Source organism: Pseudomonas sp. FW215-R2 (assembly GCF_058789255.1).
The window spans coordinates 117,736-144,301 of record NZ_JBYTBO010000004.1; the positions used below are offsets into that span (position 1 = coordinate 117,736).

Genomic DNA, 26,566 nt, shown 5'->3' on the forward strand with positions numbered 1-26,566 from the left:
CCGCGCTGGGAGTTCGACTTGTACTCCGAATCACCTCCTGGCCATCTCTGGATAACGGAACTCTTCGCCACGGCTCATGGCAATCAATCTCCAACCGACTTGGAGGTTGCTGTCAGGCGTTCGTAAAGCTCGGCAAGGAGTCTGGCATCGAGTAAGGCATGATGTGGAAGTTCGGGAAGTGCTGTGTCACCGATGTCGCCGACTTCAAAATGTCTGAACAAGTGGATCAGATTGGTAGGTCTGTTCGCCACATGGCTTGGCCATTTGTGATCCGCGTTTGCGAGCTGACAAAAGAAATCCCAGTCCCAGTCTGGAGCATCGGAGCAGACCTCTATTTGTTCTTCGATACTGTCTAGGAAAGCGCTCAGCGCAGCTTGTGCATCCACAAGTGACATTCCGTATCGAGGTAGGCTCAACTGCGGCAAGACATGCTGGATTACGAAGTCACTGCAGTCTTCGACCTTGTAGGTATCGGTCAGTTCTACATAGAACTCGTCTCCAGCTTCTGAGACCAATGCTAACGAGATCAGCTTTGTATCCTGGTTGAGCTGAGTGAACTCACAGTCCAAAAATAGCTTCATCGCAGTCTCCCCATGTGTGGTCTCACCCTAGAGATCTAAGTACAGGTTAAATGGAGAATCGCATAGGGCTTCGGCTACTTAGGGGAGTTCTGTACGGGCACTCACGGTCTTCCCGCGCCACTGCACTTCAACGCATGCAGTCTTTGCTTTACCCCTACTTTTGGGCCTAAAACGACGGCCTATTCGTAAGCCTGGATAGCTTTGCTCACGAGTGCAAAACTGGTGGGTTGTCGACACGTGAGCGCGCACTGCATGCTCTCCAAGATCCTGTTGAGAGCCGGGTGGGCATTTGACTGACTCAGTGTGCTTACCAACTGCAGCAGTTGCCGGCCCTATGCGAGGGACATTTGAACATCGCAATACACTGTGTCGTGATCGTCTATCATACCCATCGGATTTCTCCACTCAACCTAGTCGTTTGCCGCCGCGTCCCAAAAGGGCCATTTTTGTTCGTGCCCCTGCGGGGAATGGCTGTCGTGAACCGAGCCTTGGCAACGCCTACGCCTCGGCCCTTCGGGTTTTCATCCCACACGCCGCGCGCTCCGCTTGCCATATCTATTCAACCGTGTGATCACCCGCAACCGGATCGAGCGGTCATCCGCTTAAAACTCTCGTGTATTTAAATCTAGTAATCATCGTCACTTGATGTTGATGCCCATCTCATTCCAATTGCTTGTCTCGTCCGAAGTCATCACCTCAATTTACCTGTAGCCTTGCGTTCTGAAGAACTCTACGTACTGATCCCTGAAATGTAGAGGTTCGTTTCGAAATACGCAGGATCATGCAGGGTCTCGGGACGCCAGCGATAACTCTATCAGCTCTATTCGATAAGCGTCACGATTGGTGATAAACCGTACGCACATCGCACCAATGGAAATTGCGAAAACGAACCCCATCAATATCGTCACTATTTGAGTAGATATAGGGCTGTCCAAGCTTGAGGAAAATAGAGATGACCAGTTTCCTTGAAGGAGCATGTTACCCAGAGTGAAATTCAAGATAAGTAGTGAGAATGCCGCAAATTTTTTGCCGTCAGCTTCAATGAAATAGCCCAGGCGCCGCTCTAATCTTTTAATTTTCAACTCTAAGTAATATTTCGCACTTTTTAGGTGTTTCGCCTCATACCGTCTGAGTTGAGTTGCAAAATGCTGGTCATGGTCAATCTCAGCATCCCGGAGAATTCGTGACCGTTCTTTCCACATCCAAACACTACATATCATGAGAATAGGGGGGAATAGCAAAGATAGCGTCGCAATTAGTTGCGAAAGTCCCGCACTCCAGAGAGCCAAGGTCACCCATCCCCCCGCCAGCTTAAAGATAAGCTTGTGCCAGAGCGCGAGCAATATCAGCACAAGGAAAGGTGCAGAGGCAGCAATTATCCCATATTTGGAGACTCGATCTACGACGAGTTCAAATTTGGTCAAAGCTTGTTGCGGACGGTAGGGCTTCATGGCCTCGAGGGTGTTTAAAAGTATTTTGAGATTTTGCATTTATACTCATCTCATAGCCAATGAGAATGTTGACGTTAAATTACGGCGAGTGAGGGCCCGTGTCCTCTGTACGGGCCCGCTCATCTAGACTGAAATTGGGGGACTCCATCAGAGGCCGAGCCATTTCTTCAGCCTGGTGGTGAAGGATTGTGTATTGTTCAATTCCTGGATTTTAGGTGCCGACTGAAGCACCAATTGCTCTCTCGGCTCGCTCGACTGTAGCCTTGCCTTCGCTTCGGCATCACGCTTGCGTCCTAAGTTGATCGTCTCTTGAGACATGTTGCCAGCCCACTCGATGCGACCAGAACGAACCCAGTAATGCGAGCGGCACTTGAATGACCAGTTTCCGATGGAGGGCTTGAGCGACACCGTTTCACCATCGAAGTACATCTGCCAGTCGGTGGGAGAGAACGGAGTGATCACCTTGTTGCCGCAACCACAGGCACACAGATGTGCTGCAGTTGCGAACTCCATTGCTAAATAAAGCTCGCCTTGCTCCAGCTTATCTGGGAAACGCTCAACAAATTGAGGAGTGAGGTTTCTAATCGTCATGGACACTCCTCACTATTGCCCATCTCGTTGAGGTGAGTCGCGTAGGTGAAGTGACCAGCTTGGACGTTGTCCGCGTAGAAACCACAGAGCCGCTTCCAGGCACCAATTGCCAGCACCGCATTGAGGGCATTCAGATCAGCGATCTGGATGTTCGAGCGGTAGATGTCCTCTACAGGATTTTCAGTTAGAGGCATGGTACGAGCCGCATGGGTGTAATGCTCAGATGTAAGCGTTGTGACCCGGCACATTCCCCAGATTTGCTGTGTCTCACCAACTAGGTGAACCCCCATTCCGACATCAAGCAGAGATGTGCGGGTACCTCGGAGCGCTTTCACCACAAAATCCCTCACCGTGGTGTTATCTACACTGAGAAAAACGTAGTCGAAAGCACATAGGTCATCGACATTCTCCGCTGTGATCATGCATGGGTGAGCAGTGATGTTACGGTGCATCTCTCCATACTTCTCTTGGAGGTACTCAACCTTCTTCATACCCCGAGCTAGATCAACGAATGACACCGCTCCAGGGTAGCGAAACGCGTTGTGCTGCTGTAGCACGTCCGCATCGAAGAGATGGATCTCCTCTACAGGGGTCTTAGCGATCTGATCCAAAATGTAGGCACCAGTACCGCCGAGCCCCACTACTGCCACCTTCAATCCCTTGAACTTCTCGGTGGGCATTCCGATGCCGGCGCGTGCCGACGCCGTGTCGGTGTAGGCGAAGACAGTTCCCTCCATATCCGACCGGATTGGCGCGAAGGTCTTAGCTGTGACGTCCTTGTCCAATGCCTCAGCTTGGCCGCTCAGGATTGAAACGTAGATCGAGACCTTCTCGTAGTAATCGGAGTAGTTGCCGCTCCGGGGCTTTGCCGAGAAGTAATGGTTCACGACCAAATTCGGTAACAACTGATTCGAATTGCTGTTGTTGATGATCTGTTCGAGGGGACGCCCTTTTGAATCGCAAGGGCAGTCACCAATGAAATGCGCCGTGTGATCGCTCGGTTGGCCCGCAACATCTGCCGTCAGATTGAGCGCCATGACCAACACACCGCTGCGGCACACCTGGCGCTGGGCGTTTACATAGGGCACGTCATGAACCAGGAGGTAACCCTCGTAGGTATCTAGGTTGTACCCTTCATTGCGCAAGCGCAGGAGGTGAGGACTACGACTTATCAGTTGGTGTGACATTAAAGTGCATCCCCTTCTTGATCCGGACGTGTTGGCCATCAACCAAATTAGTGAGCGAGTTGCCTTCGTGGCCTTTGGCGTAGGTCACGGTGAAGTGAGCATTGGGGGCAGGCTGCGCGTCCGGGTAGGCCAAGTGAACTACCTCCCAGTACGACAAAGTGTGGGAGTGGACAAACACTGGCTGCGTATTGACGAAGACCTTGATATTGATTTCCACCGCAGCGAAATGCTCGACCCCAGGGCGGGCCAAATCGAACAAGTCGCGGTCTTCGATAAGCTCATCGTCATCGCCGGGGATGACCAGGAAGATGTCGTACTTCTGAGCATCCACGCCGGCCAGTTGCTTCAAGGTGCGACCAGAAATACGCTGAGCACCCCAGTCCTGCGCACCTCCATCAATGAAGAAGCGGAAGGTGCGATCACTCTTGAATGCAAGGAACTTCTCGATGCCGGCCTTGCGCAGGTCGGTAGTTTCAGTGGGGCTAAGCAGCTCCAAGTGGCCATTGGTGAGAACCTGGAACAGCAAGTAATCGTCCACTGGTCGGAGCTCCGCAGCCTCCAAGACTTGCTGCCCCGTTGGAACAGGATCCGCGATCACTAATTGCCGATATTCCAGAGCATCGTTGCCAAGCTGGATTTTATACGGCCCATGATCACGTACCTCGCGGCCCGCTAAGACGGCGGCGGCCACGTCTTCAACCTCAAAATCGTTCAACTGTGACATAGGGAAAACCTCGTATCTGAACCAAATGAGCTGTTGCCTACACAGACAACACCACCGTCCTTAAAAAACGACCCAAAGGTCGTTGTCCTGTCAGACAACAGTGGACTTCAAAAAAAAGCCGCTTATCATGGATGATGAATCGCGAGCTGTTGTCTGACTAGGCAACAGACTACTCCCGCCCTATCGGGCAATGCAATAGGTTGGAGAAAAAAATGGATTTGGCCGGGTTCATCGCTGCCATGCGTGAACGAAAAGAGCTGAGTTTTCGTGACTTGGAGAAACGTGCAGGCGATCTAGATCACGCTTATATTTGGAGACTGGAGAAAGGAGACCGGGCAGCCCCTTCAGAGGAAGTCGTAGCACGCCTGAGCCACGCGCTCGAGCTAGATGACCGTGAGGGTGATGTTTTCAAGTTGCTGGCTAAATCGGTCACTGTTGAAGATTCGCTTTACAACTTGATGGTGTCCCGCACGGACATCCCATGGGAAGATTTTGAAGACGTAGCAACAATGAGCTTTCGAGGTGAGCGTCCGAACACCGAAGTGGCTTGGCTCAAGCGCATCCAACTCATTCAGCAAATGTAACGACGAGGAGCTTCATGGACGAAAACGTTGTGGTCTCGCGAGCCAGGAAGCTGTTGAAGGACGCACGCATCGATACAGCACCTGTTGATGTAGATGCGCTCGCTCTTCATTTGGGCTTCAAGGTCTCACGTGTGGAGCTTTCAGATGGTGAAGCAGGTAACACTTTCGAAAGGCGTGGACAGAAGTACATCTGCGTGAATGAAAAGGACAGCGTTGTTCGACAGCGCTTCACCATCCTCCATGAGATCGCGCACCACGTCCTAGAGCTGCCCTCGCTGCACGGTGAGAAGGTGATTGGCGATGAGCTTGAACGCTTCACGGGCCGCCCTCAGGAAGAGATTTCCTGCGACGTCTTCGCTGCTGAATGCCTGGTTCCCTGGGCATTGATCCAGCCGCTCGCGGAAGACATGAACTTCACTTTAGAGCACCTTGCTGAGTTGGCTGAACGCTTCCAAGCATCGCGCTCATGTATCGCTTCCAAGTTCGCCCAAGCCTCAGAAGGCCACCTGGCCTTTGTCGTCGCGGAAGACGGCGTGGTTAAGTATTCCATTGGCTCAAAGGCCCTGCGCGATGCCAGAGTATGGATCAGCAAAGGGATTCCCCTTCCTCAAAACTCTGCCGCAGCAAAAGCGTATAAAGCAGGTATCAGCGGCCTTCATGAGGCAGACATCGACGGGAGTGATTGGAGCACCAGTGATGATGCTCGGCGGTTCGCCTGCTACGAACAAGCCACCTACCACGCCCCGACCAGGCAGACTCAATCGATTCTGAATTTCGAAGAGCTCGATCCTCGCCTGGTTTCGAGCGGCTACCGGGCGAAACACGATGACGAAGATCTCTTGGAAGAGCTGGATGGCCGCCCAGGCTGGTCTAAGTATCGGTAGTGGCCTTATTAAAAACTGGTCAGCTGTGCACCAGACTAGGAGCGCGACGATGTCGAGACTTCCCGATGTAGCCGCAAGTGATGAAGACTGGTTTGAATTTGCCGAAGCACGGTCTGAGGATCTAATACCTTACCTGAAGGATTTTATCCTTGAGCGGTTCACCTACAAGCCCAGGTACGTCCAGCAGCGGGTCTGGAGATCATTCGCCACAGTCTCGGCACTTAGCACCCAATTCGATCTCTATTTCCGTTTATTCGGGAGACCCGACGCTAACTGTCCACGGGATACTTTGGTGATCGCTCGGATTGGATTCAAGCACCAGCGCATTGGACATGGCCGAGCCTTAATTGAACGTTTGGTAGAGCTGGCGCCAAAATTTGGCTACAAACATCTGCTGATTGAAAGTGCCAACGCTAAAGCATCTGCTTTTGCCGAGCGCCTGGGCTTCACGCCCTACGATAGCCGCCGACATTGGATGGGATCAGTCGAAGCTATCCAGGAGGCACTTGAACAACAATCAGAATGGAAACCACTGCAGCAGATTGATGACTGTTTCTCCTCACCTGCTGAGAGACAGCGACTGCTTGAGATTCTATATACAGGCAGGTCAAAGCTTTCCTAGGTGGGCCGATGGCAAAAAGTGGAAGCGTGGCTGCGTACGCAAACCTTCAACTAGGGTAGTCGCTAGTCTGGATTGCAACAGCACAGGCACCGAGATGGGTTCTGGGCTGGAGTATCCAGCGCACGAGTACCGGGAGCCCATTCATGTCTTTAGCTCGACATCACCCTGGCATTACAGATGATTGACAATACTACATATGGTTAATAAGGATGCGCAAATAGCACATCATATGGTGTACAAGGCTATGAATCGTGAACGCATCCAGCAAGCAGCCCATCGTCTTCATAAAGAAATGTGGGACAACCAGGAACGCTTATGGCCAAACCGGCACCTAACGCCTTTTCAGATGCTGGCACCTGAGGTCGCGGCCCATATTTTAGGACTTGATTACCAGCTCCTTCCTAATCTGGGCTCTCCACTCTTCGGGCGAGAGGGTGAACGCTTCAAGGCTGCTGGTTTAATGAATCGCTCGATTCGACGCGTAGCTGTTTCCACCGAATTCCCATTGAATGTGATCCGGTTCACTGGCGCTCATGAGATCGGTCACTTTGTACTTCATGAAGATGAGGTGATGCATCGTGATAAGCCTTTAGACGGATCGGCACGAGGACAAAGTCGCCCTCCCAAGGAAAGGGAGGCTGATTACTTTGCGGCGTGTTTTTTGATACCAGCCCGACTTCTACTGGATGCTTTTGCTGCTCAATTTCAGATGAAGGGCCCCTTCCCCTTCACTGATACCACCTGTTACCACCTCAATCCTTCAGATCCATGGTCGCTTCTGAACGCAGAAAGGGATTCGCTTGATCGAGAGATTTCGTTGGCAAGGTGCGCCCGGTTCAACAACCGTAATTTGATTCCACTTTCGGTTCAATTTGGGGTGTCGGATATTGCGATGGCGATTCGAATCAAGGAGCTTCAGCTAGTACGCTGGCCTTAGCCGCTATCCTCCTTGATGCTCTAGTGCCGATGCTCAGTGGTGCGTCGGCCGAAACAAGTCCCTGGTCGGTGGGTTTGCGACGAAATCGATGGATGTACTGAGTTCGTCTTACATGTGCTCGAAGACTTTGTCGAGACGCGGATGAGCTTTCGATTCTCGCAGTGCATTTACTAATTCCAGAAGCTCTCGACCCTGGGCTAGTGCATCTGGATATCGCAGTACACCGTGTCATCGTCGTCTTGTCCCATTCCCGTCATCCGCTCAGCCTGTTCCAGGTTTGTATCTGGCGGCCCTATGCTGCTCTAGGTGATGAATCTCTGCTTACCAACTCGGCAGAAATTCATCCCAGTCTGCGGCAAAAGGCCCATCAACCAACCTGGTCGACCCGATAGTTGCTTGGTGGAAACGCTCTCTCCAGGGTTGTGGAATAGTCTGCTCCAAAATGATGTCGATTCCGGAGTTATGACACAGCACCGTTTTGACTTTGTAGCCGGCTTGAGCTGATCGAGCGGCACGATGTTATTACTATAGACTGTTTATTGTAACGGCCCGTCCCTGGCCGTATCCTCGCTTTTGAGGATCCGACTCATGAATGGGCATTGCGCGTAGCCCCTGCACACCAAAGACTGAGTTACGAGGATCTCGCGGGTGCAACACACAGAACGAATGTAGGAAGCTTGAGCAGGCCAGAAAGAAGCCGACATTGAAGAAACTGGACGAGATAGCTGACTACTTAGGCCTCAACCTTTTGGCGGTAGTCACTCTAGCCATTGCCGCTCAGGGTGACCAACTCCCTTCGGAGACTTTGCAGCGTAACGCCTTGCGAATTAGGGATTTCGAGATGTCCGGAGGATGGGAGTTGGTGGATGAGTAGTTCAGTGATGGAAAGCTCATCAAGCGCTCCCAAGGGAAGCCTAGGCAGCCCTTAAATGCGGATGCCGTCAGAAGTTTGAAGGCTCAGGGTCTAGACAAGAAGACAATCGCGAAAAAGGTCGGAAATGCGCGAGCTAACGTCCAGAAATACTGGAACACCTAAGATTTTTTCGCTCATTCTTTATTAGATGTGCGCTCACTTAGAGACAGCTAATGCACTACGATAAACTTTCTAAAGCCTTACTACTTCCTTAATTACTTTTATTTCGAGGCATCATGGACGAACGACTTTCCAATTTGATTAGCGATTACCTAGAAGCTGTCCGAACAGCCTTGACGTTAATTAAGAAATCGGGAATCCCCCTTCCCCGCACCTCAATAGAATGGATAAATACTGATCTGTCGCACATCTCAAACTTAGATAGCGGCATCAACTACTTTAAGCACGGATGCGGATGTAGCGTGGATTTACCAAACGGCACAGTAGATTTCGATTTCGGCAGACATGGAGAAATTTCTGGGCTAGACGCTTGGCGTATTATACGGTTCGCCAAGGAAAGGCTGGAGAACTACGGATTCTCAACAGATGAAGAGTTCCACGAGTGCTTTCAAGATTCGATCAAAAAAAAATTAATAACCCCCTTGGACTCCGCCCTGTATCGCCTTGCAAGTCAGCCCCTAGAATATACTTCAATTATTGACAGCCGTGAGGAAGGAGACCTACTCCCTCATAGAGAACAGGATAAAGTTCTGACGCTCCAGATACACTATTTTTACGCAGCTGATTTGATGCTGAAACAATACGATGCGCTGATTAAAAAATGGAATAAAAATAAAAAGCTTAGCAGAACTGATGAAATAAATTTCAGAATATACATGAGCTCCTGGCTCGGTTTCTTAGCCGTAACGTGCGAGGGCTATAAGAAACTGAATATGTACAGACTGCTCAATGAGGAAAGACCTAATGATTACCAAGAGCTAATTCCAAAATACAACAACCTCAATAGCGTCATCAATAAGAACTACGACGATTTGCGTAAATTTCGAAATAACGTATTTCATCTGCGCACTAGCATTAACGATACAATAGCATTTCTCTCGCCAAGCTCAGACCGCCTCTCTTGGGCGCGGCAAATCCACAAAGATCTCGAATCCTTTTTCTCTGACTATCGAGTGCTATGCGAGTGCTATTGCATGTTCAACGGCCGGGAGAACGAAAGTGAGTTTGGCCCCAAAAAACAAGCAAGCACCTCAGCTTTACCTCTCAATACACGAGTTTCGTAATTACCAGCAAGGAGCTGCAAATGTGGATATTAAATTCTGGGCGTAAGCATTTCCTAGAGTTCCTTCGCAATACGTCAATTCAGTTTTTCCTGATGGTACTGGTCGGAATAGCTGGAGGAAAATTCAAAATACTCATTTCAAAGCAGAATTATAAGGATGCTATTCCTATGGGAGCGATTTGCTTTGTCATGTTCCTCCTTCTCTATCTTGCTGCACACGCAAACATAAAGACATTCTTTAAAGAATTTAGAGCCGGGGCGACCGACGGGCTCGATCCCTTTCTTAACACCCTAGATGGGGAAAATTTAAAGCGCAAGAATCGTCTGACATGCATCTACCTCATAAAAAACTATAAGTCAGCCCTGGCTGAAGCATGCTTACTAATAATGGGCATTTACTTTGTCATGATATTTGGACTTTTCTACTCTGTAGAAAATGCACAACGCTTTATGGCGGATACCAGTGGAGGTTCTGATCACACTGCGCACGTTAACCAAGTCACTTCAATAGTTCCTAAGGAGTAATCTAGTATTAAGGCTTCAGCTGTACCCTCTAGCTAGGGCCCTGACAAATGCCCCACAGCTATATCTACAGCATATCCAAGTAAGACTAGGTACCCAGCATCGCAAAGCCAAGACATGGTGTGCACTTAAATTTAAGTGGGCACCAGTTCTATCCTTTTAAGCGCGTTTTTCATGCAGCGAACACGCCGTACCATTACGACTGAACTGGAGAAAAGTTAACCGCAGGTTGACCACGAGCTCTCTGGGGTCTCGCCACGCAGAGGTGCCAGTACAAGCGATTATGCGTTGGCCGTGGGCGCCATGAAGGTTTCAGGGTAGGTTTGCGAGTGGCGCAGCTAGCGGCAAGCAAACCTCTATGCCGCATGAAATCGCCGTGCTCACCTCTTTCGATTTAAGAGGTTTTGCGCCCATAGATAAGAAAATCCCTCGCAATTCTCAACCGCCCGAGAATAAAGTGGCGGCAGTCCGTCCAGTAAAGCTGAATGGAAAATGGAACCTGCAGGCTACTGAAATCAGGAGATGAAAGTTGCAGTGGATCAAAGCGCTTGATCTGGAGATGTGGGCCGAAACAGTCCAGGCTAAAGGCAAGATGCCCGGCCTCGTGAGCGACCTAATATGGGCTACGGCATCAAAAGTCAGATACCTAAGATTTCCAAACGGGGATAAAGGCCAAGTTCGAGGCTACGATGGCGAACTTGACGCAGACTCCTCCTCATCGTTCATCCCGGACGGCAAGTCCGTCTGGGAGTTTGGAACAAGTGGTGCAGGCAAAGCCAAGGCTGAGAGTGACTATAAAAAACGCACCAGCGAGGTCGCGCCGGCTGATCGCGCGAACCTTACGTTGGTGATTGTTACACCTCGAACTTGGGATACCGGAGGAGAGAAACTGCCTGACTGGCTTGCGGAGAAAAACGCCCTAGGGGAGTGGAAAAAAGTTGAGTATCTCGAGGGAACGCGGTTAGAGGACTGGCTCGCCCAGTGCCCGGCCGTCGCGTCGAAATGGGCCAGCTGCGAGCTCAAGCTCACTCCCCAAATCGGAGTTCAGAGCACTGAAGAATTCTGGCAGTTCTACTCAAGTCGATTCTCACCCGAACTGAACGAATCGGTATTGCTCGCCAGCCGAGAGGATCAAGCGAAAGAGTTGCTGGAAAAGCTGAATCAAAACAGCGGCCGCCTTGCATTTGCAGCCGACTCTCCTGACGAGGTCATTGCTTTCGTCATCGCGGCAATACGTAGCGCACCGGAACTCATCCGCAACGTACTGGAGGCCCGCACCCTAGTCGTAGAAACGGAAGAAGCCGTCAGGCATTGCTTAACGCTCGAAAATCTTATTTACCTTCCACGACAAGGCGCTAGGGCTTCGGCAGGGCGACTCGCTCGTGAAGGTGTTACCGTCATCAGTGCCGGGGCAGATGAGAAAAGCCACGACCACGTTCTCCTTCGCAGGCCAAGCAGCAGAGAAATGGGCAAGGCGTTCATGAATATGGGCATGAACGAAGACGCCGGTTACCAACTGGCTAGAACATGTGGCCGCAGCCTAGCGGTTCTGGCTCGACTGCACCCTAGTGGCACGGCTGAAAATCCTGAATGGATTGAAGATGCTGACTTGTTGATACCTGCTCTACTCGCTGGATCCTGGATGGCTGACGTGGAGCCGGATCGCTCAATCCTGAGTCTGCTCACCCGTAAAGATTACGATGACGCAGAAGAAGAGCTGCTCAAATTTACCAAGATGCGGGATGCGCCATTAGAGCGCATTGAAGATCTCTGGGCGATGAAAGCATCAGTGGACGCTTTTGTATACCTAGGGCATCTCATCAGCAGCAAACATCTGGATCGCTTCAAGGAAGCTGTAACCTCAGTTTTTTCAAAAGCTGCGCAAGCGCACAAACCTCCTACTGCGGATCAGCCCTTTTTGATGCCAGGCAGTAGAGATCAAAATCCGCTGCATACTGAATCCCTAAAAAACGGCCTTATGAACACACTGCTACACATGGCCGTGTTACATGAGCAAGCGCAATTCAAAGTCTCACGCTCGAACCCTCAAACTTTCGTTGACGAGGTCATCCGGGGACTGCCAGGCCTGTCCAGCGATCACCGGCTCATTGCGAGCTTAGAGCAACAACTCCCCCTGCTGGCGGAGGCCTCCCCACACCCTTTTCTTGAGGCCCTTGAGCGTCAGCTTGAGGGCGACGCCACGATCCGTCCTATCTTCGACGAATACCCGGGCCTAATCACCCCAACTACCTATCATTGCGGTTTGTTGTGGTCTCTGGAGGCGCTGGCGTGGCTTCCGGATTTCTTGCAACGAGCAGCACTCTGCCTCGCAAAGCTTGCAGCTCTGGATCCTGGTGGAAAGCTGACGAACCGGCCAATCAATAGCCTACGCTCGATCTTCCTTTCATGGAGTCCCGGCACTGCCGTCAGCACTCAACATCGGCTCGCGATTCTTGAGTCGATTATTAAAGACGTCCCCGTCATCGCATGGCCGCTGCTGGAACAACTACTCCCTCGATTTAGCGACACCAGCACGCCGACGACGAAGCCGAGATTCAGAGAGCCCGAACAGAGAGATAACGAAAACCTGACATACGGGCTTGTCTGGAAAAGTGAGGAAAGAATCGTTGAGCTCGCGATAACCCGGGCAGAATATGATCCAGCTCGTTGGAGCTCGCTGATCGACTCCTTGGGCGCGGTGCAGAACCCCACGTTCGAGCTGATCGTAAACGGCCTCGCACAAGCTCTTGGTGCTACCCAGGACGAACAGCAATCAAAAATATGGAATGCACTTCGCAAACAAACCCTGCGCCACCGAAAGTATCAAGACGCAGACTGGGCATTGCCTTCTGACAGTATCGAAACGCTCGAAGCTTTGGTCGAAAGACACAAGCCCGCAGCTTTAGTGGATTCTGTAAGCTGGCTCTTTGACGATTGGATGCCCTCGTTCGATTTGGCCGATGAGACCTCCGACCCAATTCAGGCGGTGGAGGACGCCCGCGGGGAAGCTCTCAGGGGCATTATGGATGCGACGGGAATCGATGGAGTTGTGGGCTTGATAGAGCGCGTTAAGATTCCTCGCTTGGTGACGCTCTCGATTCGCGGCCTACAGCTTACTGATAACCAGCTTCTGCAACTGTTCACCAGGCTGCTCTCAAGCACCATTGGCGAGTCAGCCCTCGCTGCAAGCATCGTCTTGGCACATGGTATGGAACGCTTTGGTGACAGTTGGGCCACAGATGCAAAGGACGCTCTGCAGAAAAGCGGCTGGGATCATCAGAAGAGCGCTCTTGTGCTTTTGGGGCTCGGCGAAACGAGGGAAAGCTGGAACTACGTCAAGTCCTTTGGAAGGGAGACGGAGGCAGCGTACTGGAGCCAAAAATCGCCGATCAGGATCCAAGCGCCGCTAGAAGATCTTAAATTTGCTATCGAAAAATATCGTACCGTGGGGCGATCCGCCGCAGCCTTGGCCGCAGCAGAAAAGCGATTGGGGGAGCTTCCCGTCGCAACGATTCAAGCAATCATGTCCTCGGCAGTGTCCGAACATAACGCAGATCCAGATGCGAAAAGCACATTTGGATATCTGGACGTAGACAGAATTTTCTCCGCACTGGCGCAAAGATCTGACCTTCCACGGGAAAGCTTGGCAGCAATGGAGTTCATGTACCTTCCCATGCTCCGTACCGACAACCTTACGATCCATGAGCTTTTGCTGGAGCAGCCAGTGTTCTTTATGGGCATGGTTAGCAGGGTATTTCGAGCCAAAGACGAAGAGCCTCGAGATCTTTCCGAAACGGATAGAAAGCTGGCGACCGCTACCTATCGGCTACTCAAGGGGCTAAAGAAGCTGCCAGGTCAGAAAGGAAACGACGTGGATGAAGCTGCTCTGAGGACTTGGTGCGTAGATGTCCGAAAATTGGCGCAGGAATCGAACAGGGGTATGGTCACAGATCAACTGATTGGACAAATACTGGCACACGCCCCGCTTGGAGCGAAAGATTCGGCATGGCCTCACGAGGCCGTCAGAAACGTCATTGAAGTTTTGGCATCGCCTGAGGTTGAGCGAGGCATCAGCCTCGAACGGTACAACATGCGCGGGGTGTACAGCAAAATGCCGGATGAGGGCGGGGATCAGGAACGCGCCCTCGCTTCTCAATCGCGTGAGTGGGCTACGAAAACGATAACATCAGTAAGAACGTCAGCAATGCTCCGCAGGATTGCTGAGGGTTGGGAAGCCGACGCCGAACGGGCAGATATTGCTGCTGCTCAGCGAGCCACGCGTTGGTAGAAGTGTAATAAGAGGGGCTTGGCGTGCGTTGAGTTTTGTCAGCATATGTCAAGCACCTCCCCTAATTGCGACGAAGTGGCCTCGTCAAAGCAGACGTAGTGAGTCTGACCAAGTATCTCGACTAACTGACGGTGAGTGCAGGTCGCAAGACCAAATGCGAATCCGGTTAGGTTGAACGTGGACTCTCAAACCTAAATCCAGGAGAAACGTATGACCCAGACAGCTTTGGTCGTGGGCGCCAGCGGCATCGTCGGCAGCGCCATCACTCAGTTACTCATCGACAACCAGTGGCAGGTCGCAGCGCTATCGAGGCACCCGTCGCAAGTGCAAGGCGTAATACCTGTCGCGGCAGACCTTCAGGATCCTGCTTCGCTGGAACAGGCGCTGGCGGATTTGAAACCCACTCATGTGTTCATTACCACATGGTCACGGCAAGCCACGGAAGCCGAGAACATTCGCGTTAATGCCGCCATGGTACGCAACGTGCTCGCCGCCATTCGCCCAGCCAAAAGTGTGGAGCACGTCGCACTGGTTACCGGCCTCAAACACTACCTCGGCCCGTTCGAATCCTATGGAAAAGGCAGCCTTCCGCAAACACCGTTCCGCGAAGAGCAGGGTCGCTTGGATGTCGAAAACTTCTATTACGCCCAAGAAGACGAACTCTTCGCCGCTGCTGAAAAGGATGGCTTCACATGGAGCGTCCATCGCCCGCATACCGTTACCGGGGTTGCCGTAGGTAACGCGATGAATATGGCAACCACCCTCGCCGTCTATGCCACGATTTGCAAACAAACCAATCGCCCATTTGTGTTTCCCGGATCAAAAGTGCAGTGGGACAGCCTTACTGATATGACGGATGCCCGGCAGCTGGCGAAACAACAACTGTGGGCAGCCACCATGCCGGCTGCAGCCAACCAGGCATTCAACGTCACCAATGGCGATGTGTTTCGTTGGAAATGGATGTGGAGCCGAATTGCCGAATACTTCGACTTGCCTGCTGCCGATTACCCCGCTTCAGTGTCACCTCTTGAGACGCAGATGGCTGATGACCAAGTCATATGGGCGCAAATAGTCGCGGAACACAGTTTGAAAGAACCTGATATTGGTCGCCTGATATCCCCATGGCACACCGATGCAGACCTTGGTCGACCAATCGAAGTTGTCACGGACATGTCCAAAAGCCGCGCCATGGGCTTCACTGCATACCAAGCAAGCGATCAAGCATTTTTCGACGTGTTCGACAAACTACGAGAGATGCGCTTGATACCCTAGGTCATTGCAGAACAGGTTTTCTCAGAAGATTCCAAGGAGAGGAGAAGGAAAATGGCAGGCGAATACTCGTTGTCCGACGTGCTGGAAAGGATGTATCAGAATCAGCTCGCCCTAGAGGCGGCGTTGATGGAGTTAACGCTCCACATCGAAGCCCAGGGGAGCTCTGTGGTTGGAGACAATGTTCGCGGCGCTTTGTGGGGCATCGGTGAGAACGCCGGGCATATCAAACAGGGTTTAGCCCGGCTCAAAAAGCGTCCATGACCTAGCCGCTCTTCGATTTTGATCTCAAGCAAGTGTCGTGTGAACACCACATTACAGGGAAGGCCGACATCAATTTTGCGCACGCAGAGAGCACAACAGGTAAATGGCATTTTTCATCGTACTTTGATCGCAAAACCGGGGGGCTTGAAGGTATCGCTTGCGGGCATCCATTATCCGGATATCACCAACGAAGGAGGTGTCACCAAGGCTGGCGGCACCTCCTACACGTTTAGCGACGAAAAATACGGTTTATAAGGATCAACGCTGCTGCACCTATTGCGAGTGCGGCGACCGGTTTTTCTTTAACGAAAGTCGATACGTTATCTAGTGCATCGCCGTAGGTTTTAGTCAGTTGCCCAGCCGCTTGGTGTCCCGCGCCTTCAGCCTCCATCTTCGAATCACCAATCAGTTTTCCGACCGCGCTCTGCGCCTTGCCGGCCAGTTTTTCTGCTACGCCTTCTACCTGTTCACTCTTCATGATTCACAAACCTTCGTGTAAGTGGGGAGCTCAGAGCCTACCTACCGAGCAGCAGCCAATTGCCTGCGCTCCTTTAGGGGAGCGAGCAAGGCAGTAAGTTCAATGTTGATGAACTGCAGAAGCGGAAAAGCACTGATTAGCTTCTGGACTTACGCCATGCCCTTGCGCCCGCGCGGTGTATGGAGTATTCGCCACATCGCCCCTAGAGTGCCTTGCCGAAGCGAAACGATGCTCCATATGCCGAGGCCGGCAAGTGACTCGACCCATCGTCGCGCAGCCTTGAACGAAACGTTCCGCGCTGAGGTTCGGTGCGATACAAACCGCGCTTCTGCAACTCGGGAATGATCAGTTCGACGAAGTCTTCAAGGCTGCCTGGGCTGATCAACGGGTTGAGCATGTAGCCGCTGGTGCCGGAAATTCGCGCGTGCTCTTCGATGCGGTCGGCGACTTGCTGCGGCGTACCGACGAGAATCAGGTCGCTGCCGCGAGTGACACTGGCGAAACGCTGTTTGACGTCGCCCGCCGTCAGTGGCTTGCCACTGCCATCGGGGCGCATTACGTAAGAGGTCAGGCCTTCGGTGTGCGTCGAGAGCGCGTCGCCGTCGGCGTAGCGGCTTATATCGATGCCGGTGTCACCGGCGTAGCTGACCAGTTGTGCCTGCAAGTGATAGTTGCTTTGCAACTCGTCGTATTTACGCTGGGCCTCGATTTCGGTTTTGGCGGTGACGATGCGCAACACCGTCAGTGATTTCACATCTTCACGTTGACGCCCCCGCGCCTGAGCCTTGGCCCAGATGTCCTCCAGGCCCTGACGGATTTCCTGCGGGTTGGACTTGGCGATGAAGATCAGTTCCGCATGCTTGGCGGCGAACTCGCGACCGCGTCCCGACCAGCCCGCCTGGATCAGCAACGGTGTGCGCTGCGGGGACGGAGCGGTCAGATGCGGCCCAGCCACGCGATAGTGCGCACCCTCGTGATTGATCGGTCGCACCCGGTCGCCTCTGGCATACAGCTGGCGGGCCTTGTCGGCAACCACGGCGTCGTCGGCCCAACTGCCTTCCCACAGTTTGTACACCACGTCGAGAAACTCCTCGGCGCGCTCATAGCGATCGTCATGCTTGATCATTTCCTCCAGCCCGAAATTGCGGGCGGCGCTGGACAGGTAAGAGGTGACGATGTTCCACCCCACTCGCCCGTTGGTGAGGTGATCGAGCGTGCTGAAACGCCGGGCATGCGTAAACGGGTGCTCATAACTGGTGGTCACCGTGACACCAAACGCGAGGTTTTCCGTCACGGCCGCCAATGCCGGAATGATCATCAGCGGATCGTTGGCCGGTGCTTCCACCGCCCATTTCATGGCCGCATCGGCATTGCCACCGAACACATCGTAGAAACCCAGCACATCACCAAAGAACAGCATGTCGAGGTGAGCCTGATCGGCAATCCGGGCCAGGTTTGACCAATAGCCCAGCGAGTTGATCGCCAGGCGTTCGTCCGCCGGGTGCGTCCAGAGGCTCGGCGCACCGCCGCATCCGACACTGGCTTGTTCATAGAGTGCAAACAACAGAGGTTTAGGATCGGACATCTTGGTTCCTGCAAGAAAATCATTGAACGGGCGAGTCATCGCTGATGCTTGAAGCCTCTGCCGTAATGGCGTTCGAGGCGATGCTGGATCAGTTCGAGACCGATGGACAACAGCCAATATATGACCGCTGCGGTGGTGAGCATTTCGATGTAACGGTAGGACGAACGCCCGTACGACTGCGCCAGGAACATCACTTCCCAGACACCCATGACCGAGATCAGCGATGAATCCTTGAGCATCGAAATGAACTGGCTGGTGGTCGGCGGAATGATCGTGCGCATGGCTTGCGGCAGGATGATATGGATGAACGTCGCGGCCGGTCTCAGGCCCAGTGCGGCAGCCGCTTCGCGCTGACCAGGGGCAACAGCAAGAATGCCGGCACGAAAAATTTCACTGAGATAAGCCCCATAGTTGAGCGACAGCGCGATGATCCCGGCGCTGATTGCGCCTGGCACCACGCCCAGCTGCGGCAGCCCCAGATAGATCAACAGGATCTGGATCAGCAGCGGCGTGCCGCGAAAGAACGAGGCGTAGAAGCTCGCGATGCCAAACGCCACGGCGCTGCTCGACAACCTGGCCAGCGCTGTGACAAAGCCCAGCAGTAACGAAAACCAGATCGAGCAGAAACACAGGAATATCGTCAGCGCGGCGCCCTGCAAGAACCCGTTCGGCCCCAGATGCAGGCCGACCAGGTTCGGCCACTTTTCCAGAATGATCGAAAACTTCAGATCGAAGCGCATGAAAAACAGCACGCACAAGCCGAATAACGCCGCCCACGTCAGATACAGACGAGTGCGAAAGCCGAACAGCTGACGTGTCAGTTGCGGCTGCTTTTGCGGGGTGACAGTGGCTTTGGCCGGATGAGGATTAAGGGCTGTCATTGGCTGATATCGGAACCGATCCACTTGCGGGATATTTTGCCCAGCGTGCCGTCAGTCTTGAGTTGCGCGATGACCTCGGTGACTTTCGCGTTCCATTGCGGATCGCCCTTCTCGACCGCTACCACGTTCGGTTCGGAATACAGTGAATCTCCGGCAATCTTGAAACGCGGATCCTGGGCGATGCGCTCACGGGCGGTGATGAGGTTGGTGACCATGGCATCCAGGCGCACGCCGGTGCCCAGTGCCAGATCCTGAAAGGCGACGGTTTCATTGTCGTAAGGCGCGATCTGGACACTGTCGAACGGGTAGCTCAACGGCCTGTCCTCGCCACCTTCGATGACCAGATCCTTGTTCAGATAGGCCTCATAAGTCGACGCACTGATCACACCGACTTTTTTGCCGGACAAGTCCTTGCCCGTGACAATGTCCTCGTCTTTTGCATTGACCACGATCACTGCCGGTGACTGGTAATACTCCACGGGGAAGTCGAACACTTCGGCCCGCACCTTGCTCGGTGTCATCGAGCACACGCAGATGTCGTAGCGACCGTTCCAGTGCCCGGCGGCAATCACGTCCCAGGACGGCGTTTCGAGTTTCAGCTTGACCCCAAGACGCTCGGTGACAGCTTTAGCCACATCCACATCGAAGCCGTCGAGCTGGTTCTGGTCATTGAGAAAAGAGAACGGCGGATAACTCTCCATCAGGACACCGGTGAGTTCACCTTTTTGCGTCACGCGATCAAGAGTGGGCCCCGCGAAAGCAGCAGAGCAACTGGCAGCCAACGCCAGGCCAAGTGTCAAAAGTGTCGGGTTCTTCAAGTACGCATGCTCCAATCAGGAAAGGCCTGCTTAGATTAAAACGCAATATAGGATCAACTTACACTTTGCTTTTGAAATAAAAGCCTATGTTTAAGCTATATTGAATCTCGCGACTCGCTAAACCCATTCGCCTATCCCAGAGCATCTGGTCGCGAATAGTCTTCCATTGCGCTCGACGATTAGCGGGCGCGTGAAGCATTCTCCAATGCTCTCGATTTTTCTGTTTGCACCCTTTGACGACAAGCTGGTGCTGACTGATCGGCTCCAAGTAGGCTTAAGGGAAAAAACTCAGATCTACTACCTCAACTGATCAATCTGTAGATTTTAGAAACGAGTAAATTGGCACCCGCAACCAAAAAAACAACGCAAGTTGAACCGTTGCCCCCTCGTTTTTGTCATTCAAAAATGAGCTTTCCATTGAGGCCAATTCTCCTGAGAGCGAAGACCCGATGACACCGACAGAAATACTTCTAGAATGGCACTCAAACTGGGCGATTAATAAGGGCATTGTTCGCTGCAGGATGTGTCATGCCGAGCAAGCTGAACTGGACAGGGACAAAATATTTCTTCATCAGCCAGGCTGCGTGAAAGGGTCTTTAAGAATTCTTCCTTGGAAGGCCTTAGACGATATTGAAAACGCATTCGCAAGTGGTCAAAAACGTGACTAACCAGCGGGCGAGTGTATAGGACACCGTCCTTTAGCACCCTTAAAAAAATTCGTTCATGTAGTTTCTCATCGACTGGACGGTCTTGATACATGCCGCATTTAGACTTCCTCTCTGTATTTTTTTGTTAGCCTTAACACTAGGCACGGCCCAACAAAGATGGATGTTGCAAGCCCACTACTTAGTGTTCGCCGGAGAAACAAGCAGCTGTTCGATTGCACCTGTTAACATTCTCTCCATAAGCATCATACCTCTGCGCTCATCGGAAGATGAATCTGGCATCCAAGAGGGAGCGCTGTTCAATAACGAACCAATGACATGACCAATAGCCGGGTCAATACCTCCAGGATGTGCGTCAGCACAATCAAACATCCTCAATAATTCTTGCTGATACTTCTGATTCATATCCAATATTTTTTTCTGTTGTCCCGCCGCAAGGCAGCCGCTATCTCGAAGTGCAATGTTAAAATGCCGGGGAAAATCCCTGTACAACTTCAAATGCACCTGTACCACGGCTCTTACTCTGTTTCGATCACGCTTATTCGTATTGCTCAGAGCCGAAATTAACTCCTCATAAAACTCCTCAAGTATGTCTAAAAGCAGGTGCTGCTTGCTTGGGTAGTGATGATAAAGAGACCCAGGAGCCATTCCTAAGAACGCAGCCAGTTCGCGCATTCCGACTTGGTTGAAACCTTTGCATGCAAACAACTCTACGGCTTTTTCTCGACTTCCTGCAAAGCGAGAACTTCGGTCACCCATACTCATGAAATCCGCGTCCTGTTTTTCGACCAAGAAAACCCGCAGCCACCATTTCTTTCAATAAAGGAGCCGGACGATATTTACTATCGTTAAACCCCTCATATAAAGACTCCTGAATTGAGAGAAGCGTGTCCAAACCGACGAGATCTGCAAGCGCGAGAGGCCCGATCGGGTGATTGCAGCCCAACATCATTCCGTCATCGATATCCTTGGCACTAGCCAAGCCTTCTTGGTAAACCAACACTGCCTCATTGATCATAGGTATAAGAATACGGTTCACAACAAAGGCAGGTCTATTAACAACGGTAATTGCTGATTTGTCTAGTCGATTGACCAGATCAATCACAAGTTCGTGGGTTTCTCCATTGGTTCTTACACCTTTAATGACCTCGACGAGTTGCATCACCGTTACCGGGTTGAAAAAATGTAACCCGATGAATCGTTCAGGATAGGAAACATTCGAAGCTAGCTGCGTGATCGATAACGAAGATGTATTGGACGCAATGATACACGCGGTGCTGACCAGCCCTGATATTTGATTAAGGATTTTATTCTTAAGTGAAAGGTTTTCAGTTGCCGCCTCAATCACGATATCAGCCCCGGAGAGTTCTTCTACCTTCGTGGTTGTTTCTATGCGTTTCAGAATTGCATTTTTCTCATCGACATCTAGCGTTCCTTTGGAAATTTGGCGGTCAAGATTTTTAGATATAACTGCCAGGGCCCTTTCTAGCGAGTCCGAAGAAACGTCCAACAGTTTTACACTCAAGCCTGTCGCCGCGCAGACTTGTGCGATCCCGTTCCCCATCGTACCGGCTCCAACAACCCCAACAATCTCTAAGCCCATTGGTTGCTCCAAATATTAAATAGAGGGTGGTGAGAGAAAAGCTCCGAGTCAGCCTCGTTGAGTAAATTGATGTGACTTAGTTAACCATCCAATGCCGTTAAGAGTTCCGTTTGAAGGAAGGTACTCGCAGCCGACCCATCCGTTATAAGTCTGTGTAGCGATAAAACTTAGTGCTTCAGCCATTTTAAAGTTACCGAGATCTGGCTCATTCCTCCCTGGAAATCCAGCTATCTGCACGTGATCTGAATGCCGAAGATATTGTTTTAGGCATGCGACTGGCTCCCTCCCCTCCTTCGCCGCATGATACAAATCCAGTATTAAACCTAATCCTTGAACACACCGAGTCCAATTCGCCGCGTCCGCTAAAGCTCGAATAAAATAATTAGGCAATGCATGTTGATTGATGGCTTCGATGACGATCTTTATTTCATAACGCTCTGCTGTCTCTACTGCCCAATGCATGTTTTCGGCAAATATCCCGCGGCACATTTCATAATCTGCGGGGTCAATCACTCCGCTGAGGACGTGCATCAGGGGACTCTTGCCTTCTATGGCGTACTCTAGCCCACGCATGACGTCATCACGAAAATCACCGCCCCGGCCAGGTGAAGCGGCAAGCCCCTTAGTGCCATGTCGCACCGGAGCAGTGGCTAGCACTTGGCAAAGGCCAGTTCGGCGCAACTCTTCAGCTATTTTTATTGGCGAAATATCATGAGGAAAGCTGAACTCTACGGCATTGAACCCCGCATCTCTTGCGGCGCTGAATCGATCCTTAAAAGGCCATTCCGTGAATAGCAATGTCAAATTTGCGGCGTATTTGATCATTCGATTTTCGAGTCATTGTGTGTGTGCGATAACGCGGGTTCTGCCTTGAACTCGCGTTCCTAATCGGAGCTAAGCGTTAACGGATGAAGGTTTAGATTTGAGCAGGAAATGCGCAAGGGCTGGAACCAATATCAACGCCCCCACCATGTTCCAAATGAACATGAACCCAAGCAAAATGCCCATGTCAGCTTGAAACTTGATAGGTGATAGCACCCAGGTGAGCACTGCAATGCCCAGAGTTATACCTGTCATAACCACGACCTTCCCGGTAGACAGCAACGCCAGGTAATAAGCCTCAGATAGGCTTCTGCCACTTCGCAAATTGGTGAGTGTTACGCTCAGGATGTACAAGGCGTAGTCCACGCCAATACCAACCCCCAACGCGATCACGGGCAGCGTCGCGACCTTCACGCCGATGCCAAGCCCGACCATCAAGGCTTCACACAAAATAGAGGTCAGCATCAGAGGCAGTACCGTGCACACGACTGCACGCCAAGATCTGAAGGTAATGAAGCACAGTGCGATGACGGCCGCGTACACCATGAATAGCATCTGCACGTTTGAGCGCTTCACCACAATATTTGTGGCCGCTTCGATGCCGGCATTGCCCGCCGCATTGAGGAACTGGATTTGATCCGAGTTATGGGTCGCCGCGAATTGTTCGACCGTCTGAACCACGCTGGTGAGCGTGTCCGCCTTGTGATCCTTCAGATAGACATACACTGTCAGCAGATCGCAGTTCTGGTTGAACAGTTCTCGCGGTGCCCGGGTGATGATTGCATTCAACAATCCCTGGTTACGGGGTATCTCGTACCAGGTCATGCTGCCTTCATTCATCCCGGCCGCTGCCTGCTTGCTCAGTGCAGCTAAAGATGTCGTGGACACCACGCCCTGCAACTGCTGAAGCTGAGCTTCCAGCGCATCGACTGAAACCAAGGTCTGGTAATTGGCGCAGTAGTATTGGGGCGTTTTCACCATCACTACATATTTGTCGCTACTGGCAGAAAAGTTACTGACCATGAAGCGGTTATCGCTGTTGTAACGCGATTCAGGTCGCAGTTCGGGTGCCCCGGGATTCAGATCGCCGATCTTCACATGTAGGCTCACGGCAAAGCCTGCGACGCCTAGTATCACTGCGACGATGATTGCGCCGCTCGCCCATTTTCGTTCAGTGAATCGATCCAGAAATGCCCAAAATGGATGGCGGGTATGATGAGCATCCAGTTGCGAAAATTTGTCGTTCTCAGCTTCACGTTGTGCAGCTGCTTTACTGACCCCCGTGTATGACAAGAGAATCGGTAGCAGAATTAGGTTAGTGAAAATAAGCGTCAGAACACCGATCGTCGCCGCGACCGCCAGATCCTGAATCACTGGGATTTTAATAATCATCAGCACGGCAAAACCTACCGCGTCCGCCACGAGCGCCATCAGTCCGGTCAAAAACAACCGGCGAAAGGTGAAGCGTGCGGCCACGAGCTTGTCGGCTCCGCGCCCGATGTCCTGCATGATTCCGTTCATTTTCTGGGCGCCATGGCTCAACCCGATAGCAAACACCAGGAACGGTACGAGGATAGAGTATGGGTCGAGATCAAAGCCCAAGGTGGGCAGTAATCCAAGTAACCAGACAACCGCGATAATTGAGCAAAGCAACACCAACAACGTGCTGCGTACGCAGCGGGTATACCAAAACAACACGATGCCGCAAATGACCAATGTCGCGGCGAAGAACAGTTGCATCTGCCGCATACCATCAATCAGATCACCCACCACTTTGGCGAAGCCTGTGATGTGGATTTTGATGTTGTCGGTTTCGTACTTGGCTCGGATCTGTTCAAGCTGGCCGGAAAGCACGCTGTAATCGAGAGGCTTGCCATCGTCCGATATGATGTCCTGAAGAGGCAAAAGCACGATACTGGATTTGAAATTGGACGCCACGAGCCGACCGACTTCTCCCGATCGATCGACGTTATGCCGAACCTGATCAAGGCTCTGGGCGGAGCCATTGTAATCGTCCGGTATGACTGGCCCACCATCGAACCCCTCCTCGGTCACGCCGATCCAACGGGTCGCTGGCGTCCAAAGGGACTTCATGTATGAGCGGTCGACTCCAGGGAGTAGAAATACCTCATCATTGATTTTTTTGACCGTCTCGAGGTAGACCGCATCAAAAATGCTGCCCTGTTTGGCCTCGATCGCAATCCTTAAGGTGTTTCCACCCTCCCCCAGCTGGCCTCGGTTTTTGAGATAGTTCTGCACATAAGGATGATCTGTAGGGATCATTTTTTCAAAAGCTGCGTTGAGCTTCAGGCTCAGTGCCTGATAGCCCAGCAGCAGACTGAGCAACACGCAAATGCCCAAAATGATACTGCGATGATTGAACAGAAGCCGTTCAACCAAGGTGCCAGAAGAAGGGTCGAAAGCATCCGACTGAAGGATGGTGTGATGCTCCGCTGAACGAGTATAGCTATTCATTGATCGTGCTCCGGCGAGTCCACTGCAACTGCGGACGACAGCATGCCGCGTGCGCTACTGATGATCAGGTTGCCGTTTTCGGCTTGTGCCATGCCTGTGAAATAACTGGGTTGAGTAATTTGAAGGATTGCAGCTTTGGTATCGCCATCGGCGAAGCGCAACACTCTTCCCGACTCATCGGTCAGCAGCACCGATCCATCGGCAAGGCGTAACCCGCTGGTCAATGTGACAGGCTGCAAGGTGTCGAGGGGCTGCCAAGTATCGCCGTGATCCTTGGACTCAAACGCTTTTCCACGAAGCCCAAATGCCAAGACCGAACCGGTGTTTGTCGCTTGCAGTCCGAAGGTCGTGCCCTCGTAAGGTGACGCCAGCTGCTCGAAGGTTTTTCCTTCGTCGCGTGAGCGCAACAGAGTGCCCTGCTCGCCGGCGATGAAGAGATCTTGCCCTACCCTCGCGATGCTGTAGAGATGCAATCCATTTGGGTTATCGATACGAGATCGGATCGATTGCCAGGTGAAACCACCATCATGGGTGACAAACGCCAGACCGTAAGCGCCCACCACCAATCCGTTTTTGGCGTCCAGGAAGAGAAGATCGAGCAGCGGTTTGTCAGGGCCATCGTCTACGAGTTGTTGTGCTTGAGCTAAACGCTCTTGCGCCTTTTCACCGTCCTCGGAACCGTCGGTGGCCTGCTTGGCTTCCTGTAATTCGATACCCGCTGCCTGGACACCATCTAGCTGCTTGTCCCAGCTAAGTCCGCCATCCCGGGTATGCAAGACGACCCCAGCATGCCCGACGGCCCATCCTTCGGCATCGTCAATGAAACGAACTTTGACCAGCGTCACGCTGACGGGAGAACCGACTTGCGACCAGCTCGTGCCATTGTCATTGGATACGATAATGAACCCACGTTCGCCCACGGCTACCAAGCGATGACCAGCGCGCGCAACGCTGAGCATGACAGACTGGGCCGCCATTGAACTGATGATCGATGGTTGCATAGGTAAACCATCGGATTGTGCGGATGCTGAAGTGCTAGGGAGCGCCGTCACAAATGACGCGCTTAGCAGCAGTGCCTTAAACGAACGTCCAGCGATAGATCTTATAGTCTGATTATGCATTTGGGAGCCTCGATGATTCGGTTCAGCGGATGCCGCGGTAGTACCGCGGCATCCAGGG

Annotated in this window: 23 protein-coding genes; 9 read left to right on the top strand and 14 right to left on the bottom strand. The window is 52.2% G+C overall.

All coding sequences use genetic code 11. The annotated features are described in order from the left end of the window. Positions 1 to 83: 83 nt before the first annotated feature. The 5 genes from AC3WRD_RS07360 to AC3WRD_RS07380 all read right to left on the bottom strand — a co-directional run bounded on the left by AC3WRD_RS07360 (position 84) and on the right by AC3WRD_RS07380 (position 4,534). Positions 84 to 581, bottom strand: a complete 498-nt coding sequence (locus tag AC3WRD_RS07360) for a 3'-5' exonuclease family protein (protein WP_102619980.1) — start codon at positions 579 to 581, stop codon at positions 84 to 86. 779 nt (positions 582 to 1,360) lie between these two features. Continuing rightward, the gene (locus tag AC3WRD_RS07365) at positions 1,361 to 2,071 is read right to left on the bottom strand and encodes a hypothetical protein (RefSeq protein ID WP_102619979.1); all 711 of its coding nucleotides are present in this window, start codon (positions 2,069 to 2,071) and stop codon (positions 1,361 to 1,363) included. 108 nt (positions 2,072 to 2,179) lie between these two features. After that, on the bottom strand, positions 2,180 to 2,623 hold the full coding sequence (locus AC3WRD_RS07370) for a ubiquitination-like system serine protease family protein (RefSeq protein WP_219737190.1): 444 nt from the start codon (positions 2,621 to 2,623) through the stop codon (positions 2,180 to 2,182). Beyond that, on the bottom strand, positions 2,620 to 3,810 hold the full coding sequence (locus AC3WRD_RS07375; protein WP_102619978.1) for a ThiF family adenylyltransferase: 1,191 nt from the start codon (positions 3,808 to 3,810) through the stop codon (positions 2,620 to 2,622). Before AC3WRD_RS07375 ends, AC3WRD_RS07370 begins: the two co-directional genes overlap by 4 nt. Beyond that, complete coding sequence (locus AC3WRD_RS07380) at positions 3,785 to 4,534, bottom strand: multiubiquitin domain-containing protein (RefSeq protein WP_102619977.1); 750 nt, start codon at positions 4,532 to 4,534, stop codon at positions 3,785 to 3,787. The genes AC3WRD_RS07375 and AC3WRD_RS07380 overlap by 26 nt, the downstream gene beginning before the upstream one ends. A gap of 212 nt (positions 4,535 to 4,746) precedes the next feature. On the opposite strand from AC3WRD_RS07380, the gene AC3WRD_RS07385 reads away from it, so the two are divergent. From AC3WRD_RS07385 to AC3WRD_RS07425, 9 genes are all read left to right on the top strand, one after another. Then, the gene (locus tag AC3WRD_RS07385; protein ID WP_102619976.1) at positions 4,747 to 5,118 is read left to right on the top strand and encodes a helix-turn-helix domain-containing protein; all 372 of its coding nucleotides are present in this window, start codon (positions 4,747 to 4,749) and stop codon (positions 5,116 to 5,118) included. Positions 5,119 to 5,132: 14 nt separating this feature from the next. Beyond that, positions 5,133 to 6,002: an ImmA/IrrE family metallo-endopeptidase gene (locus tag AC3WRD_RS07390; protein WP_102619975.1), complete on the top strand. Its 870-nt coding sequence runs from the start codon at positions 5,133 to 5,135 to the stop codon at positions 6,000 to 6,002. Between the two features lie 49 nt (positions 6,003 to 6,051). After that, positions 6,052 to 6,624, top strand: a complete 573-nt coding sequence (locus AC3WRD_RS07395) for a GNAT family N-acetyltransferase (RefSeq protein WP_102619974.1) — start codon at positions 6,052 to 6,054, stop codon at positions 6,622 to 6,624. Positions 6,625 to 6,868: 244 nt separating this feature from the next. After that, entirely contained in the window at positions 6,869 to 7,561 is a 693-nt protein-coding gene (locus tag AC3WRD_RS07400; RefSeq protein ID WP_102620057.1) for an ImmA/IrrE family metallo-endopeptidase, read from the top strand. 1,149 nt (positions 7,562 to 8,710) lie between these two features. Then, on the top strand, positions 8,711 to 9,718 hold the full coding sequence (locus AC3WRD_RS07405) for a DUF6896 domain-containing protein (protein WP_102619973.1): 1,008 nt from the start codon (positions 8,711 to 8,713) through the stop codon (positions 9,716 to 9,718). A 20-nt stretch (positions 9,719 to 9,738) separates the two neighbouring features. Next, positions 9,739 to 10,242, top strand: coding sequence for a hypothetical protein (locus AC3WRD_RS07410; RefSeq protein ID WP_102619972.1), 504 nt, complete (start codon positions 9,739 to 9,741; stop codon positions 10,240 to 10,242). Between the two features lie 526 nt (positions 10,243 to 10,768). Then, positions 10,769 to 14,527: a hypothetical protein gene (locus tag AC3WRD_RS07415; RefSeq protein ID WP_173861309.1), complete on the top strand. Its 3,759-nt coding sequence runs from the start codon at positions 10,769 to 10,771 to the stop codon at positions 14,525 to 14,527. A 210-nt stretch (positions 14,528 to 14,737) separates the two neighbouring features. Further along, complete coding sequence (locus tag AC3WRD_RS07420; protein ID WP_102619971.1) at positions 14,738 to 15,799, top strand: SDR family oxidoreductase; 1,062 nt, start codon at positions 14,738 to 14,740, stop codon at positions 15,797 to 15,799. A gap of 51 nt (positions 15,800 to 15,850) precedes the next feature. Further along, positions 15,851 to 16,060 (top strand): hypothetical protein, encoded by a 210-nt coding sequence (locus AC3WRD_RS07425; RefSeq protein WP_102619970.1) that lies wholly within the window; start codon positions 15,851 to 15,853, stop codon positions 16,058 to 16,060. Between the two features lie 229 nt (positions 16,061 to 16,289). Here AC3WRD_RS07425 and AC3WRD_RS07430 read toward each other — a convergent pair whose 3' ends face one another. From AC3WRD_RS07430 to AC3WRD_RS07470, 9 genes are all read right to left on the bottom strand, one after another. Continuing rightward, positions 16,290 to 16,538 carry a CsbD family protein gene (locus AC3WRD_RS07430; RefSeq protein WP_083369126.1) on the bottom strand — a complete coding sequence of 83 codons (249 nt, stop codon included), beginning with the start codon at positions 16,536 to 16,538 and terminating at the stop codon, positions 16,290 to 16,292. 202 nt (positions 16,539 to 16,740) lie between these two features. Then, positions 16,741 to 18,123 (bottom strand): LLM class flavin-dependent oxidoreductase, encoded by a 1,383-nt coding sequence (locus AC3WRD_RS07435; protein ID WP_102619969.1) that lies wholly within the window; start codon positions 18,121 to 18,123, stop codon positions 16,741 to 16,743. A 35-nt stretch (positions 18,124 to 18,158) separates the two neighbouring features. After that, entirely contained in the window at positions 18,159 to 19,004 is an 846-nt protein-coding gene (locus AC3WRD_RS07440; protein ID WP_102619968.1) for an amino acid ABC transporter permease, read from the bottom strand. After that, the gene (locus AC3WRD_RS07445) at positions 19,001 to 19,822 is read right to left on the bottom strand and encodes a transporter substrate-binding domain-containing protein (protein ID WP_102619967.1); all 822 of its coding nucleotides are present in this window, start codon (positions 19,820 to 19,822) and stop codon (positions 19,001 to 19,003) included. The genes AC3WRD_RS07440 and AC3WRD_RS07445 overlap by 4 nt, the downstream gene beginning before the upstream one ends. Before the next feature lie 842 nt (positions 19,823 to 20,664). Then, positions 20,665 to 21,252, bottom strand: coding sequence for a TetR/AcrR family transcriptional regulator (locus tag AC3WRD_RS07450; protein WP_256580573.1), 588 nt, complete (start codon positions 21,250 to 21,252; stop codon positions 20,665 to 20,667). Next, entirely contained in the window at positions 21,239 to 22,090 is an 852-nt protein-coding gene (locus tag AC3WRD_RS07455; protein WP_102619966.1) for a 3-hydroxybutyryl-CoA dehydrogenase, read from the bottom strand. Before AC3WRD_RS07455 ends, AC3WRD_RS07450 begins: the two co-directional genes overlap by 14 nt. Before the next feature lie 48 nt (positions 22,091 to 22,138). Continuing rightward, a complete protein-coding gene (locus AC3WRD_RS07460) occupies positions 22,139 to 22,915 on the bottom strand; it encodes a hydroxypyruvate isomerase family protein (protein WP_102619965.1) in 777 nt (258 codons plus the stop codon). Positions 22,916 to 22,984: 69 nt separating this feature from the next. Next, positions 22,985 to 25,387 carry an efflux RND transporter permease subunit gene (locus AC3WRD_RS07465; protein ID WP_102619964.1) on the bottom strand — a complete coding sequence of 801 codons (2,403 nt, stop codon included), beginning with the start codon at positions 25,385 to 25,387 and terminating at the stop codon, positions 22,985 to 22,987. Further along, on the bottom strand, positions 25,384 to 26,388 hold the full coding sequence (locus AC3WRD_RS07470; RefSeq protein ID WP_256580572.1) for a WD40/YVTN/BNR-like repeat-containing protein: 1,005 nt from the start codon (positions 26,386 to 26,388) through the stop codon (positions 25,384 to 25,386). The genes AC3WRD_RS07465 and AC3WRD_RS07470 overlap by 4 nt, the downstream gene beginning before the upstream one ends. Positions 26,389 to 26,566 lie beyond the last annotated feature (178 nt).

Coding starts and splice junctions, on each gene's coding strand:
- AC3WRD_RS07360 (WP_102619980.1), bottom strand. CDS start 581: ATGAAGCTATTTTTGGACTGTGAGTTCACTCAGCTCAACCAGGATACA.
- AC3WRD_RS07365 (WP_102619979.1), bottom strand. CDS start 2,071: ATGCAAAATCTCAAAATACTTTTAAACACCCTCGAGGCCATGAAGCCC.
- AC3WRD_RS07370 (WP_219737190.1), bottom strand. CDS start 2,623: ATGACGATTAGAAACCTCACTCCTCAATTTGTTGAGCGTTTCCCAGAT.
- AC3WRD_RS07375 (WP_102619978.1), bottom strand. CDS start 3,810: ATGTCACACCAACTGATAAGTCGTAGTCCTCACCTCCTGCGCTTGCGC.
- AC3WRD_RS07380 (WP_102619977.1), bottom strand. CDS start 4,534: ATGTCACAGTTGAACGATTTTGAGGTTGAAGACGTGGCCGCCGCCGTC.
- AC3WRD_RS07385 (WP_102619976.1), top strand. CDS start 4,747: ATGGATTTGGCCGGGTTCATCGCTGCCATGCGTGAACGAAAAGAGCTG.
- AC3WRD_RS07390 (WP_102619975.1), top strand. CDS start 5,133: ATGGACGAAAACGTTGTGGTCTCGCGAGCCAGGAAGCTGTTGAAGGAC.
- AC3WRD_RS07395 (WP_102619974.1), top strand. CDS start 6,052: ATGTCGAGACTTCCCGATGTAGCCGCAAGTGATGAAGACTGGTTTGAA.
- AC3WRD_RS07400 (WP_102620057.1), top strand. CDS start 6,869: ATGAATCGTGAACGCATCCAGCAAGCAGCCCATCGTCTTCATAAAGAA.
- AC3WRD_RS07405 (WP_102619973.1), top strand. CDS start 8,711: ATGGACGAACGACTTTCCAATTTGATTAGCGATTACCTAGAAGCTGTC.
- AC3WRD_RS07410 (WP_102619972.1), top strand. CDS start 9,739: ATGTGGATATTAAATTCTGGGCGTAAGCATTTCCTAGAGTTCCTTCGC.
- AC3WRD_RS07420 (WP_102619971.1), top strand. CDS start 14,738: ATGACCCAGACAGCTTTGGTCGTGGGCGCCAGCGGCATCGTCGGCAGC.
- AC3WRD_RS07425 (WP_102619970.1), top strand. CDS start 15,851: ATGGCAGGCGAATACTCGTTGTCCGACGTGCTGGAAAGGATGTATCAG.
- AC3WRD_RS07430 (WP_083369126.1), bottom strand. CDS start 16,538: ATGAAGAGTGAACAGGTAGAAGGCGTAGCAGAAAAACTGGCCGGCAAG.
- AC3WRD_RS07435 (WP_102619969.1), bottom strand. CDS start 18,123: ATGTCCGATCCTAAACCTCTGTTGTTTGCACTCTATGAACAAGCCAGT.
- AC3WRD_RS07440 (WP_102619968.1), bottom strand. CDS start 19,004: ATGACAGCCCTTAATCCTCATCCGGCCAAAGCCACTGTCACCCCGCAA.
- AC3WRD_RS07450 (WP_256580573.1), bottom strand. CDS start 21,252: ATGAGTATGGGTGACCGAAGTTCTCGCTTTGCAGGAAGTCGAGAAAAA.
- AC3WRD_RS07455 (WP_102619966.1), bottom strand. CDS start 22,090: ATGGGCTTAGAGATTGTTGGGGTTGTTGGAGCCGGTACGATGGGGAAC.
- AC3WRD_RS07460 (WP_102619965.1), bottom strand. CDS start 22,915: ATGATCAAATACGCCGCAAATTTGACATTGCTATTCACGGAATGGCCT.
- AC3WRD_RS07465 (WP_102619964.1), bottom strand. CDS start 25,387: ATGAATAGCTATACTCGTTCAGCGGAGCATCACACCATCCTTCAGTCG.
- AC3WRD_RS07470 (WP_256580572.1), bottom strand. CDS start 26,388: ATGCAACCATCGATCATCAGTTCAATGGCGGCCCAGTCTGTCATGCTC.